Source organism: Neoroseomonas alkaliterrae, assembly GCF_014199195.1.
Classification (GTDB): Bacteria; Pseudomonadota; Alphaproteobacteria; order Acetobacterales; family Acetobacteraceae; genus Neoroseomonas; species Neoroseomonas alkaliterrae.
Genome location: NZ_JACIJE010000003.1, coordinates 402,714 through 415,554 on the forward strand (window position 1 = coordinate 402,714; position 12,841 = coordinate 415,554).

11 protein-coding genes are annotated in these 12,841 nt (G+C 73.6%); 2 read left to right on the forward strand and 9 right to left on the reverse strand.

Annotated elements, in window-relative coordinates; translation table 11 throughout:
• Positions 1 to 5: 5 nt before the first annotated feature.
• Genes FHS88_RS07940 through FHS88_RS07950 form a run of 3 tightly spaced genes read right to left on the reverse strand, consistent with a single transcriptional unit; the run spans position 6 to position 2,833 of the window.
• Positions 6 to 725 (reverse strand): ABC transporter ATP-binding protein, encoded by a 720-nt coding sequence (locus FHS88_RS07940; RefSeq protein ID WP_246419610.1) that lies wholly within the window; start codon positions 723 to 725, stop codon positions 6 to 8.
• Positions 722 to 1,471 (reverse strand): ABC transporter ATP-binding protein, encoded by a 750-nt coding sequence (locus FHS88_RS07945; RefSeq protein WP_184483297.1) that lies wholly within the window; start codon positions 1,469 to 1,471, stop codon positions 722 to 724. Before FHS88_RS07945 ends, FHS88_RS07940 begins: the two co-directional genes overlap by 4 nt.
• A 60-nt stretch (positions 1,472 to 1,531) precedes the next feature.
• Positions 1,532 to 2,833, reverse strand: coding sequence for an ABC transporter substrate-binding protein (locus FHS88_RS07950; RefSeq protein WP_338146464.1), 1,302 nt, complete (start codon positions 2,831 to 2,833; stop codon positions 1,532 to 1,534).
• 551 nt (positions 2,834 to 3,384) lie between these two features.
• Between FHS88_RS07950 and katG the strand changes: the two genes are divergently transcribed.
• Positions 3,385 to 5,595 carry a catalase/peroxidase HPI gene (gene katG / locus FHS88_RS07955; RefSeq protein ID WP_184483299.1) on the forward strand — a complete coding sequence of 737 codons (2,211 nt, stop codon included), beginning with the start codon at positions 3,385 to 3,387 and terminating at the stop codon, positions 5,593 to 5,595.
• A gap of 176 nt (positions 5,596 to 5,771) precedes the next feature.
• A complete protein-coding gene (locus tag FHS88_RS07960; RefSeq protein WP_184483300.1) occupies positions 5,772 to 6,155 on the forward strand; it encodes a hypothetical protein in 384 nt (127 codons plus the stop codon).
• 273 nt (positions 6,156 to 6,428) lie between these two features.
• Here the strand turns inward: FHS88_RS07960 and FHS88_RS07965 are convergent, their stop codons facing one another.
• The 6 genes from FHS88_RS07965 to FHS88_RS07990 form a co-directional block, all read right to left on the reverse strand.
• Positions 6,429 to 7,595 (reverse strand): glycosyltransferase, encoded by a 1,167-nt coding sequence (locus FHS88_RS07965; RefSeq protein WP_184483302.1) that lies wholly within the window; start codon positions 7,593 to 7,595, stop codon positions 6,429 to 6,431.
• Positions 7,592 to 8,602: a glycosyltransferase gene (locus FHS88_RS07970; protein WP_184483304.1), complete on the reverse strand. Its 1,011-nt coding sequence runs from the start codon at positions 8,600 to 8,602 to the stop codon at positions 7,592 to 7,594. The genes FHS88_RS07965 and FHS88_RS07970 overlap by 4 nt, the downstream gene beginning before the upstream one ends.
• Positions 8,595 to 9,107, reverse strand: coding sequence for a hypothetical protein (locus FHS88_RS07975; RefSeq protein ID WP_184483306.1), 513 nt, complete (start codon positions 9,105 to 9,107; stop codon positions 8,595 to 8,597). The genes FHS88_RS07970 and FHS88_RS07975 overlap by 8 nt, the downstream gene beginning before the upstream one ends.
• 406 nt (positions 9,108 to 9,513) lie before the next feature.
• Positions 9,514 to 10,806, reverse strand: coding sequence for a heme biosynthesis HemY N-terminal domain-containing protein (locus tag FHS88_RS07980; RefSeq protein ID WP_184483308.1), 1,293 nt, complete (start codon positions 10,804 to 10,806; stop codon positions 9,514 to 9,516).
• A 9-nt stretch (positions 10,807 to 10,815) separates the two neighbouring features.
• Positions 10,816 to 12,006 (reverse strand): hypothetical protein, encoded by a 1,191-nt coding sequence (locus tag FHS88_RS07985; RefSeq protein ID WP_184483310.1) that lies wholly within the window; start codon positions 12,004 to 12,006, stop codon positions 10,816 to 10,818.
• Between the two features lie 76 nt (positions 12,007 to 12,082).
• On the reverse strand, positions 12,083 to 12,820 hold the full coding sequence (locus FHS88_RS07990) for a uroporphyrinogen-III synthase (protein WP_184483312.1): 738 nt from the start codon (positions 12,818 to 12,820) through the stop codon (positions 12,083 to 12,085).
• Between the last annotated feature and the right edge of the window lie 21 nt (positions 12,821 to 12,841).

A 12,841-nucleotide genomic window follows, 5' to 3' on the forward strand; every position in this document is an offset into this window, starting at 1 on the left:
GCCCCTCAGAGGCCGAGATAGGCGCGCCGGATCTCCGGCGAGGCGAGCAGCTCGGCCGAGCTGCCGGACTGCTTGATGGTGCCGACCTCGAGCAGGTAGGCGCGGTCCACGACCTGCAGCACCTGCTGGATGTTCTGCTCGACGATCAGCACGGTGTAGCCCTCGGCGCGGATGCGCTTCACGAGGTTGAAGACCTGCTGGACGATGACCGGGGCGAGGCCCGCCGAGGGCTCGTCCATCAGCAGCAGCTTCGGCCCGCTCATCAGCGCGCGGCCGATGGCGCACATCTGCTGCTCGCCGCCCGACATGGTGCCCGCGGCCTGGTTGCGCCGCTCCTTCATGCGGGGGAACAGCTCGTAGACGAAGTCGAGCCTCTCGCGGAACTTCGCCCGCGCCGCGGGGTGGAAGGCGCCCATGCGGAGGTTCTCCTCCACCGTCAGGCGGGGGAAGAGGCGGCGGTGCTCGGGGACATGCGCGATGCCGAGCTCGACCACGCGATGCGCGGGCACGGGGCCGAGCGGTGTGCCCTCCATCACGACATCGCCCGCGGTCGGGGCGATGATCTTCGAGATCACGCGCAGCAGCGTGGTCTTGCCCGCGCCGTTCGGCCCGATCACCGCCACCGCCTCGCCGGCGCGGACCTCGAGGCTGACGTCGAACAGGGCGCGGAAGGTTCCGTAGCCGGCCGAGACGCCGCGCACCTCCAGCATCGGTGCGGCGCTCATGTCGCGGGGGCCTCGTCGAAGCTGATCTTCTCCGTGCCGAGGTAGATCTCGATCACCTTGGGGTCCTTCGCGACCTCGCGCGGCAGGCCCTCGAAGATCTTCTCGCCGTGGTCGAGCACGATGGCGCGGTCCACGACGCGCATCAGCACGCCCATGATGTGCTCGACCCAGATGATGGTGATGTCCTTCTCGCGCCTGATGTGATCGAGCATGTCGGCGGCCTGGTTCATCTCCGTCTCGTCGAGGCCGCCGAGGCTCTCATCGGCCAGCAGCAGGCGCGGCTGCGTCGCGATGGCGCGGGCGAGCTCGAGCTTCTTGAGCCCGGCCGCGCCGAGCGAGGCCACCTCGGCCCGCGGGTCCGTGGGCAGCCCGACCAGCGCGAGCGCCTCCTCCGCCTGGGCATGGGCCTTGCTCCGGCTGACGTGCCCGCTCTGGCCGAAGAAGGCGGCGGTGACGACGTTCTCGAGGATCGTCAGGTTGCGGAAGGGTCGCGGGATCTGGAAGGTGCGGCCGATCCCGCGGTGGCAGATCTCGATCGGCGGGAGGCCGCCGATCTCCCGCCCGTCGAACTCGATCGAGCCGCTGGTCGGGCGCAGCATGCCGGCGATCATGTTGAAGGTCGTGCTCTTGCCCGACCCGTTGGGCCCGATCAGGCCGAGGATCTCGCCCTTCTCGAGCGAGAAGGACACCCGGTTGACGGCGGTGAAGCCGCCGAACCGCTTGGTCAGGTCAGTGACTTTCAGCATGCGATGCCCGGCATTCCCCCCTGAGCCCCCGGCGCCGATGCGCCGGGGGTCGCGCCGGCCTCAGCGGGCGGCATACGGATGGTCGGGCGGCAGCGGGATGACCGGATCGGCGGTCTTGATGGCGCGCGGCCAGACGATCTTGGTCTGCGCGTCCACATACTGCATCACCACCGGCGTCGAGCGAGAATTCTGCCCCGCCATCGGGTGGCCCGGCGGGTTGAAGCGCACGCCGTAGCCCTGGATCGTGCCGCCATCGGGGATGTCGGTGGCGAGTGCCGCCTGGCGCAGCGCATCGGGCGTGAAGCCGCCGTGGTTGCGGATGGCGCGCGGCAGCACGTCGCTGAGGAAGATCCAGGTCTGGTTGAAGCCCATCGAGGTGTGCGGCGGCACCTCCTGGGCGTTGGTCTCGGCGCGGTAGCGGCGGACCATCTCGTTCGTCAGCTCGCCCATGCCGGGCGCGAGCGAGGCCGGGTTGAGAAGCTGCGCCGCGACCGGGTCCACGTTGAAGATGAAGTTCGCGTCGCGGCCGAAGGTCTGGTTGAGGCGGTCGATCTGCCCGTAGCCCGCCCCGTGACCGATCAGCGCGCGCCAGCGCAGCCCAAGCTCGCGCGACTGGCGCAGGAAGAGCGTGATGTCGGGATTGTAGCCGGTGTGCAGGATGACATCCGGCCTCTCGCGCCGCAGTTTCGTGACCAGCGAGGACAGGTCCGGCGCGGTGGCGGCGTAGCCTTCCTTGAGCACGAGCCGCATGCCGAGCTCGCGCGTCATCGCCTCGTTGCCCGCCGCCACGCCTGCGCCGTAAGGGCCGTCCTCGTAGATGATGGCGATGCGCACATCGGCCGGGCGCTTGCGCAGCCGCTCCTCGGCCACCTCGTGGACGAAGCGGCAGGAGGCCTCGCCGAACTGGTCGCTGTGGACCTGGGCGCGGAAGACGTATTCGAGGTTGCGGTCCTTGAACACCGAGGAGGCGACGCAGACATTGGCCCACATGAAGCGCCGCTGCTGGTTGACGCGCTGGGCCATCGGCACGCAATGCGCGCTGGAGAAGACGCCCATGATGAGATCCACCCGCTCCTGCTCGAGCAGGCGGGTCATCTCGTTGATGGCCACTTCCGTGCGCGACTGGGCGTCGGCATAGATCGCGTGGATGCGATGCCCTTCGACCCCGCCACGCTCGTTCATCAGCTCGATCGCGTGCTTGGTGCCGAGCGCCGCGGCGAGCGATCCGCCCGCGGCGAAGGGGCCCGTGTAGTCGTAGATGACGCCGATGCGGATCTCGCGCTGCTGCGCGAAGGCGCCGGTGGCGAAGGGCAGCGCACCGGCGCCGCCCAGGATTGCGCGACGCGTGGCAGTCAGGCTCACGACGACCTCCCTCCGGTTTGCGCGCGGCCCTCTGGACCGCTTGCGGCGATTGAGAAGGCGCATCATGCGCCTGTCAACCGCCAAGCCTCGCGACGCCCCTTGGGGTTGGCGCAGACACGCAGCGGATCGCACCGCCCGATGGCGACGCCTGGAGGCAGCCGCATCGCTACCCCGCAAGGGACCGGAGCGACGCGTTTCATCCGCTCCCGGCTGGCGGGCCACCGGCGGGACGCGACATGCACCGGGCTCGGCAGGCATGATAGTCCGCATCTATCGGAGCCTTTGACCTCGGGGGCTTCTTTCATCGCGCCGATGCCGCTAGCGTGCCGCGCCAAAGGAAGGGCCGAGGGAGCGACCAGCAAGCCCGCTCGGCACGCATCGGGTTCGACGGCGCGGCGTGCAGGCCACTTGCGGCCGGGCGCGGCGCCACGACGGCCTGACCGGCGCCCGGGTCCATCCCGCTCGGCGCCGTCGGGCCAAGCCACCCGGCCCTGCCCTGCGCGAGACGCTGCGGACGGGCCGGAAACCATAGCGAAGGACGGAGAAGGACAATGGACGGAAACACTGGCGCCAGCGCCGGCAAGTGCCCGGTGATGCACGGCAGGCCCACCGCCGCGCGCTTCTCGACGCGGTCGAACCGCGACTGGTGGCCCAATGCGCTGAACCTGCGCATCCTCAGCCAGCAATCCGCGAAGTCCAACCCGATGGATCCGGACTTCAACTACGCCAAGGAGGTCGAGAAGCTCGACGTCGAGGCGCTGCGCAAGGACCTCATCGCGCTGATGACGGTCAGCCAGGACTGGTGGCCGGCCGACTACGGGCATTACGGCCCGCTCTTCGTGCGCATGTCCTGGCATGCGGCGGGCACCTACCGCACCGCTGACGGCCGCGGCGGCGCCTCCACCGGCGCGCATCGCTTCGCGCCCGAGAACTCCTGGCCCGACAACGCCAATCTCGACAAGGCGCGCCGCCTGCTCTGGCCGATCAAGCAGAAATACGGCAACCGCCTCTCCTGGGCCGACCTGATGGTCTATGCCGGCACCGTCGCGATGGAGTCGATGGGCCTCAAGACCTTCGGCTTCGCCTTCGGCCGCGAGGACATCTGGGAGCCCGAGCAGGACATCTACTGGGGCTCTGAGGACACCTGGCTCGGCGACAGGCGCTACAGCGGCGACCGCCAGCTCGAGAACCCGCTGGCCGCCGTTCAGATGGGCCTCATCTACGTCAACCCGGAAGGGCCGAACGGCAACCCGGACCCCGTCGCCTCGGCCCGCGACATCCGCGAGACCTTCGCGCGGATGGCCATGAACGACGAGGAGACGGTGGCGCTGACCGCCGGCGGCCACACCTTCGGCAAGGCCCATGGCGCAGGCCCGGCCGAGCATGTCGGCCGCGAGCCCGAGGGCGCGCCGATGCACCAGATGGGCCTCGGCTGGATCAGCACCTGGAAGTCGGGCAAGGCGGGCGACGCCATCACCTCCGGCATCGAGGGCGCCTGGAAGCCCAACCCCACCAAGTGGGACATGGGCTATTTCGACATGCTGCTCGGCTACGAATGGGAGCTGCACAAGTCGCCCGCCGGCGCGCATCAGTGGCACCCGAAGGACCGCTCCGCCTGGACGCTCGTGCCGGACGCGCACGACCCGACCAAGCGCCATCCGCCGATGATGACCACGGCGGACATGGCGATGAAGATGGACCCCGAGTACCGCAAGATCTCGGAGCGCTTCCACAAGGATCCGGCCGCCTTCCAGGACGCCTTCGCCCGCGCCTGGTTCAAGCTGACGCATCGCGACATGGGCCCGAAGGCGCGCTACCGCGGCCCGCTGGTGCCCAAGGAGGACCTGATCTGGCAGGATCCCGTCCCGCCGGTCACGCACAAGCTGGTGGACGCGGCCGACATCGCCGCGCTCAAGGCGCAGATCCTGGCCACCGGCCTGACGGTGCAGCAGCTCGTCTACACCGCCTGGTCCGCGGCCTCGACCTTCCGCGGCTCCGACCGCCGCGGCGGGGCCAATGGCGCGCGCATCCGCCTCGCGCCGCAGAAGGACTGGGAGGTGAACCAGCCCGCGCAGCTCGCCGAGGTGCTCGGCAAGCTCGAGGGCGTGCAGAAGGCGTTCAACGCCGCGGCGAAGGACGGCAAGCAGGTCTCGCTCGCCGATCTGATCGTGCTCGGCGGCTGCGCGGCCATCGAGAAGGCGGCGAAGGATGCCGGCCATGACGTGACGGTGCCCTTCCGGCCGGGGCGGACGGATGCCACCGCCGAGCAGACCGACGCGGCCTCCTTCGCCGTGCTGGAGCCGGAGGCGGACGGGTTCCGCAACTACCGCAAGGCCCGCTACACCGTCTCGGCCGAGGAGCAGCTCGTGGACAAGGCGCAGCTGCTGACCCTGACCGCGCCGGAGATGACCGTGCTGGTCGGCGGCATGCGCGCACTCGGCGCCAACTACGCCGGTTCGCCGCATGGCGTGCTGACCAGCCGCCCGGGCAAGCTGACGAACGACTTCTTCGTCAACCTGCTCGACATGGCCACCGCCTGGGCGCCGACCGACGAGACCGAGGAGGAGTTCCAGGGCCGCGACCGCGCCACCGGCACGGTGAAGTGGACGGCGACGCGGGTGGACCTCGTGTTCGGCTCGAACTCCGAGCTGCGCGCGCTCTCCGAGGTCTATGCCCAGTCCGACAACCAGGGGAAGTTCGTGAAGGACTTCGTGAAGGCCTGGGCGAAGGTGATGGAGCTGGACCGCTTCGACCTCGCCTGATCGCGAGGCGATGGCGACACAGCCGGGCCGCGATGCGGCCCGGCACGGCGCGAGGCCGGTCGCGGGGGACGCCCGTGGCCGGCCTTTCGTTTTCGTCCGGCATCCATCTTGTCTTGCGCCCCGCCGCACACGATGAAGAAGGCGGAGATGGATAGCCGGGACGGAGCGACTGCCGCGTGAGGTTCGAGGACATCAGGATCGTCGAGATCGACGCCGAGGCATCCCGCCCCGTCGGGACCGGCGAACGGCATCTTGTGGTCCTGCGCCTCTCCGGCACGCCGACGCCGCAGTGGAAGGAGATGTTCGCCAATGCCTGGCGGGTGCATTCCTACCGGCGCAAGCGCGATGTGCACTTCCTGCTCGCGACGATGGAGATGGTCAGCTCCATCGACGACGTGGTGGCGCATCACCTGCCCGAGCTGCGGAAGGTGATCGCGGCGACCAACGACGCCTATCGCCGCTACCTCGAGGAGGACCGGATGCTGCACGGGCGCAGCACGGAGGTCTCGGGCAGCGCCGACCTCCCGCCCCCGACGCGGCCGAAGCCGGCCCGGGACTGACGGGGCTGCTGCCGGCCGCACCATTGCGGAGGCGTCCTGGCGCCCTCGCCGCCCGCAACGCGTGAGGCACGGTCGTCCGGCGCACGAGGTTTCCACGAAAGCCGCCCGGCAACGGAGGCGGTATCTTGCGCCAGCATGCTCAATTCGCGCGGCTGCACCCGGAGCCGTCCGCGTTCCCGCACCATCGCTTCGACCCGGTTCCACTGAGACCATGAGCGAGGCCGCGCGTGTCACGCATGCCCGATCGCAGCACAGGCCGGCAGGCCTCGCGCGTCAGCCTTCGGCAATGGCCCGGCGTTCCAGCTCCGCGACCTCCGCCGGCGTCAGCCGCGCCACGCGGTCGAGCAGCACGTCCAGCGCCTCGCGATGCGGGTCGAATATCGCGAGCAGGCCGCGCACCCAGCCGCGCGAGGATTCCCACGGGTAGGTGATGCGGCGCTGCTTCGCGCCATGCAGCACGTAGTGCAGCAGCGGGTTCATCCCGGCGCGCCGGACATCGGCGTTGCGCTCCAGGTAATGGGCAGTGTCGAAGAAGGGATTGGGCCAGGCGAGCGCCCGCGCGCCGCCATAGAGATAGTGCTCGATCGGGTCCACCCGCTCGGGGATGCGATAGACGCTGCGGTACCAGCCTTCCATGAACAGCCCGCTCTCGCGGAGCAGCGCGACCTGGCGCGCGATGGCCTCGGGCGGGTCGGCGATGCCAGGCCGGACATGCTCGGCGAAGAAGCGATGGACCGCGGGCGCGTTCTCGCCCGCCACCGCGGCGAGCATCCGGTACCATTCGTGGAAGCACAGCGCCTCCTGCCGCGCCGAGAGGCCGCCCTGCACATAGACCGCGACATCCACATCCGCGTGGTGGTAGTCGAGCCCCTCGGCGAGCATGCGGTGGATGCGCGCGTGGTCGGCCGCGATCCGGTAGGAGAGGTCGTAGCCCTGCGCGGCCAGGATGGCGCGCCGCGTGGCCGAGGCCTGGTGGCAGGGCATGCCCGCGATGGTGTGGAAATCCACCTGCCCCGAGAGCGCCTGCCGGCGAATGAAGCCCAGATCCGCCGCGCGGTGCCATTCGAGCGAGCCGTCGTCGCGCAGGTAGAAATGGTGGCCGTAGACGAAATCCGCCCCCGGCGGCGCATGGCGGAACAGGTCGGCCAGCGCCTCCTCCGAGACGAAGCAGTCGCCCGCGTTCATGTAGAGGATGAACTCGCCGGTCGCGAGCCGCGCCGCCTTGTTCATCGCGTCATAGGGCCCGGCATCGGGCTCGGAGACCAGCGTGGCGATGCGCGCGCGGAAGGGCGCGCAGGCGGCGAGCGTGCCGTCGGTGGAAGCACCATCCACCACCACCAGCTCGACGGGCACGGTCTGCGCGAGGATCGAGCGCAGCGTGCCCGCGACGGAGGCCTCGGCATTGCGCGTGACGACCGCGACCGAGATGCGCGGGCTCATGCGCGCGCCGGGATCCAGTCGCGCGCCGCCGCGCCCGCGGGCTCCAGCAGCGCCTCCGGCACCGCGCCGCGCGCGCGGACATAGGCATCGAGCCGCGCGAGGTCGCGCTGCCATCGCGCCCGGCCCGCGGCGCAGGAAAGCCGCGCGCGCCGGCCGATCGCCCCGGCCCGCGCGGGCGTCAGCGCGCTCCGCCACAGGGCGGGGCGGTCGGGCTCGTAGAGCAGGCCGTTCACCTCATGGACGATGTATTCGTTCATCGTCGGGTTGTTCTCGGCGATCACCACCTGGCCGCGCGCCATGGCCTCGAGGAAGGAGAGGCCGATCCCCTCGAAGCGGCGCGGGGCGACGAAGACGTTGAAGCCCGCGGCCATGCGCTCGAAGGCCGCGCGGTCCTCGAACCAGCCCGAGCGGGTGAGGTTGAAGCGCGCGGCATCGGCCGGCGGCAGCCGCTCCGGGTCGGCGTAGGTCGGGTCCGGCGCCTCGTGCAGATGCAGCCGCGCCACGGGCCAGTCGCCGATCAGCGCCTTCAGCGTCTCCCAGGCGAGGTCGCGGCGGCGGCGCCACCAGAAGACGCGCAGCGCGTCGTGGGCGGCCTCCTCCTCCGCCACCTCCGGCCAGTACTGGAGCCAGAGGCTCGTGAGGCCGAGCCGGCGCAGGCGCTCATGCAGGTGGCGGCAGAAGCAGACGACGAGGATGCGGCCCTTGAGCGCGAGCCAGTACTCGTCCCCGAGCGCCCGGCAACTGTCGTACATGGGGTAGAAGAAGACCGGGCAAGGCAGATCCATGGCGGCAAGGCGGCGCGCGACGCGCTCGAGCTGCCAGACATGGATCTCGGCATAGCCGCCGGCCGCAAGCGCCTCGATGTCGAGTGCGGCCGCCTTGTCCACCCAGCTTTCGTCCAGATGCAGCGCGACCTCCCGCGTGCGGCCGATATGCTCGATCATGAAGCGGGAGGAGAGCGTCCGGCTGTGGTAGCCGTGGTCGATGAAGGCGACGCGCTCACGCATGGCCGTCGGCCCGCTGGCGGCAGAAATGCAGCGCGCGGTAGAGCGCCTCGAGGGATGTCTCGTCCGCGCGCGTGCCGGTCGCGCCGCGCGGCGCGTGCCGAGCCGGCGGGGGCGGTGCGCCTGCGGGGGAAGTCTCGGCCAGGGCGCGCTGCAGGGCGGCCCGCAGCCTTCCCGGCGGCGAGGCGGCCGGGGGCGGCGGCCAGTCCTCGAGGCTCCGCCGCAGGGCATCGAGCAGCCGATGCCGGTCGGCGCTGTCCGGCAGCAGCGCGGCGAGGCCCTTGGCGAATTCGCCAAGGCGCAGGATCACCATCCCCTCCCCGTCCGCCGCGGCGATCGCGGCGCGCGGCAGCCAGGGCAGGCTGGCCGGACGCAGGCAGAGCAGCACGTCCTGGCCCGAGCCGACGAGGCGGAAGGCGACGGCCGCCCCCTCCGGCCCGCCGCCCGGCTCGCGCCAGGCGATGTCCACCATGGGCTGCGGGCCGCGGGGGGCGATGATGGTGGTCATGGCCGGTTCCGCGGCGGGCTCGTACCGCATGGCGTCGAGATGGGCTGTGGCAAGGCGGATACGGCGAGGCGACCCGCGCGCATGCCAAGGGACCCCACAGAATCGCCGCGCACCGACGCTCCCCTCGCACCTGCCCGGTAGCCGGGCGGGTCTATAGAAGGCGCCGGGCGCGCCTGTCGATATCCGCAACGGCGTCGCGCGTCCGGCGCGGGAACACCGCCGGGCACTGCCCGCATTCGCTCGCCCACGCACGCCTCGGAAAGTCGCCCCGGAGGCCAAGGATGCCGCCATCCTTCAACCGCTGGCCCCCGGCGCCACGGCCCGACGCGAAAGGCCGATGCCGGCGAGCCGATCGCGGCCCGCCGCGCGGCCGGAAACCGCGCGACGCAACGGACCTCCCGGCCGCCTATGCGCCGCCCGCGCCCGGCCCCGAGGCCCGCGCCGGCACCGAACCCGGCGCCGACCAGCCGATCCGGCCGACGCTGTCGCAGCCCGCGCAGACCGCCTTCCAGGCCGCATGTTCCGCCCCGCAGGCGGCGCAGCGCCAGCGCGGCGCGCCCGGCGCGTTCGCCGCCCCGCGCAGCCAGCGCGCCTGCGCCGCGCGGGCGTCGGCGGTGTCCCCATGCTCGGCCTGTTCCAGTTCCGCGAGCAGCAGATAGGCCCGGCGATCCGCCGCGCCCGATCCGACCAGCGCCTCGAGTTCCGTGCGCGCGCGCCCGGTCAGCCCCGCATCCAGCGCCACGCGCGCCATCAGCAGCCGGCTTTCCGGGTGGTCGGGATTGCGGTGGATCAGGTCCTCCACGGCCTTCACCCGGGCCAGTCGGTCCGGCGTGCCCGCGATCCAGGCCTGGCCCACATCGGGATGCGGCGCGGCGATCCAGCATTGCTCGAGCACGCCGCGCGCCCGCCGCGTGCTGCCCGCCTCGGCCAGCCGCCGCGCATAGGCCAGCGCCGCCGGGACGAAGGCGGGATCGGCCGCGACCGCCTGCTTCTCGTATTCGGCCGCGCGCGCGGGGTCGGGTTCCTGCTCGGCGGCGGCGAGCGCCAGCGCCGCGCGCGGCGCGCCGGGCGGGGCCAGCGCGAAGGCCTCGCGCCAGTCACGCATCCGCACCGCGACCACCTGGCGCTCCTCGCGCAGCCAGGCGGCGCCGGGCTGCAGCGCCTCGGCCTCCCGGGCCAGACGCTGCGCCGCCGCCCAGTCCTGGCGCTGGATCGCCTGGCGCAGCAGCCCGCGCAGGCCGAGGAAGCGCGCATCCTCGCGCTCGGCCAGCGCCTTGAACACCGCCGCCGCGCCGTCCTCGCGCCCGGCCGCGCGCTCGGCCTCGGCGGCCAGCAGCAGCGTCTGCGGCGTGTCGCCAAGCAGCGCGCGCGCGCGCCGCGCCTCGATCCGCGCCTGGTCCGCGGTGCCCGCCGCCAGCGCGACCAGCGCGCGTGTCACCGCCGTGTCGCCCTCGGCCCGCCGCCGCGCCGCGCGCGCCGCGCGCCGCCGCGCCGGTATGCCGAGCAGCCAGGCGATGCCGTTCAGCAGCCCATGCAGCAGAAGGAAGCCGGCCACCGCGAGCACCACGGCGACCGGCACGCCGATGCCGATCCAGGTCTCCCCGACCTGCACCTCGATCATGCCGCCCGTATCGGCCAGCCAGTAGGCCAGGGCGGTGACGGCCGCGAGCGCGGCCAGCAGCACCAATGCGCGACGCATCGCGGCGCCTCAGCCGGCCAGCAGCGCGGCGAGCGCGGCGCGAGCCTCGAGCAGCGCGCGCGCTTCGGCCACCCATTCGGCCATGGCCGCGCGCGCGGCCGGCGGCAGGCGCTCGAGCCGCGCCAGCGCCGCCTCGAAGTCCCCGGCGGCGAGCGCGCGGCGGGCACGCTCGATCTCGCCCGCGGCGGCATCGCCCCAGACCACCTCCTCGCCCCGGCGCACGGTCACGAGGCCCGAAAGCCGCGCCGCCGCGCCCTGCAGCACCCCCTGCCCGGCCTGGGCGGGCTCGCTCGCCGCGGCGGCGGCGGCGGCGCGCGCCGCCGGCTCGAAGGCGAGGCGCAGCGCCGCCTCGGTCGGCGGCGGGCTGGCGGCGTAGCGGGTCAGCGCGGGCTGGGCATCGGGCAGCGCGGCCAGCGCGGGGCCGAGCGGCAGCCCCGCCTCCAGCCGCAGCCGCAGCGCGTCGAAGGCGGCAAGGCGCGTGGCGCGCGCCTCCAGCGCGGCGACGCGTGCCTGCGCCTGCTCGAGCGCCGCGATGCGCGCGACCAGCGCGGATTCCGCCCCGAGCAGCCGCCGCTCCAGCGCCGCGCCGGCGGCGGCGATGCGATCGGCCTGCGCGCGATCGGCGGCGGCGAGCCGCTCGCCCATGCTGCGCGCGAGATCCTCGGTGCGGCGGATCGCCTCGGCATCGCCGGCCTGCTGCCGCGCCGCCACCGCGTCCAGCCGCTCCGAGAGCCGGTCCGCCCGCGTGGCCAAGGTCTCGAGCGCGGCGCGCGGCGCCACCGCGGCGGGGTCGAGCACCGGCCGGCCCGCCACCTCCGCGAGCCGCGCCTCGGCCGCCGCGATCCGCGCCTCGAGCGGCTGCAGGTCGGGCGGCGGCGGCAGCGACTCGATCCGTCGCACGAGGCCCGAGAGGTCCGGCGGCGGCCTGCCCTCGAGCGCGGCGATGCGGCGGTCGAGCGGCGCGAGGTCGGGCGCGGGGCGCGCCTCCAGCGCGGCGAGCCGCGCCTGCAGCGCCTCGAGCGCGGCCACGCGCCCCTCCATCTCGGCGAGCGCCGCCGCGGCCGGATGCGGCGCCCGCGCCGGGCGCGGCGTCACCCACAGCCAGGCCGCCGCCAGCACCAGCACCAGCCCGCCCACCAGCAGCGGCAGCGCCGCCGGGTCGAGGAAGCGGCGAAGGGGGGGCGTCGGTGTCTCGGGCATTCCAATCCTCGTGCTGCGCCGCAAGGGCGGGGCGCTGTATAGCACCGGCCGCGCGCGGCGCGCCCCCGCGTGGGCGTCAATCCGCCGCCGGGCCGAGCAGCGCGGGCAGCAGCGCCGGATCGGGCCGCTCCGTCACCGCGATCCCGGCCCAGGGCAGCGCGCGCAGCGCCTCGGCGATGCGCGGGCTGATCGCGAGCGCGCGGATGCCCGGCGCGGCGCCTTCGAGGCCCGCGCGCCGCATCAGCGCGAGCACCGTCCGCACCCCCCGCGGCGACGTGAACAGCGCCGCGGCGACGCGGCCGCCGCGCAGCGCGGCTTCGGCGTCGGGCGGCAGCGCGGCGGCGGGCACGGCGCGATAGACAACGCGGCGGAGCACCCGGAAGCCCCGGGCGCGCAGCGCCGCCGCGAGGTCCGCCCCGTATCCCCGCCCCGCCGCGAGCAGCAGCGGCCCCGCCGCCGGATCGAGGCTGCCCGCCGCGAAGGCGGCGAGCGAGGCGGCATCCCCGGCCGCCGCGCGCACATCGGCGAAGCCGCGCGCCCGCGCCTCCGCCGCCGTGCCCTCGCCCACGGCGAGCACGGGCAGGCCCATCGGCGCCAGCGCCCGCGCGGCGGCGCGGGAGGGCAGCAGCAGCGCCTGGGCGCGCGGCAGGCGCGGCGGGGCGCAGCCGCGCAGGACCAGGGCGGGGGCAAGCACGGGCCGCCAGCCCAGGGCGGCGACCGCGGCGGCGGTCTCGGCGGCGCCGGGCTCGGGGCGGGTGACCAGGACATGCCGGGGTCGGGACGCACCGGCGCCCTTCCCTTTCCTGGCCGTCACCAGGGCGCGCCGGCGCGGCGC

What these genes read in the sequence shown, in the direction of transcription:
- FHS88_RS07940 (WP_246419610.1), bottom strand. Translation starts at nt 725, where the DNA reads ATGAGCGCCGCACCGATGCTGGAGGTGCGCGGCGTCTCGGCCGGCTAC.
- FHS88_RS07945 (WP_184483297.1), bottom strand. Translation starts at nt 1,471, where the DNA reads ATGCTGAAAGTCACTGACCTGACCAAGCGGTTCGGCGGCTTCACCGCC.
- katG (WP_184483299.1), top strand. Translation starts at nt 3,385, where the DNA reads ATGGACGGAAACACTGGCGCCAGCGCCGGCAAGTGCCCGGTGATGCAC.
- FHS88_RS07965 (WP_184483302.1), bottom strand. Translation starts at nt 7,595, where the DNA reads ATGAGCCCGCGCATCTCGGTCGCGGTCGTCACGCGCAATGCCGAGGCC.
- FHS88_RS07970 (WP_184483304.1), bottom strand. Translation starts at nt 8,602, where the DNA reads ATGCGTGAGCGCGTCGCCTTCATCGACCACGGCTACCACAGCCGGACG.
- FHS88_RS07975 (WP_184483306.1), bottom strand. Translation starts at nt 9,107, where the DNA reads ATGACCACCATCATCGCCCCCCGCGGCCCGCAGCCCATGGTGGACATC.
- FHS88_RS07980 (WP_184483308.1), bottom strand. Translation starts at nt 10,806, where the DNA reads ATGCGTCGCGCATTGGTGCTGCTGGCCGCGCTCGCGGCCGTCACCGCC.
- FHS88_RS07985 (WP_184483310.1), bottom strand. Translation starts at nt 12,006, where the DNA reads ATGCCCGAGACACCGACGCCCCCCCTTCGCCGCTTCCTCGACCCGGCG.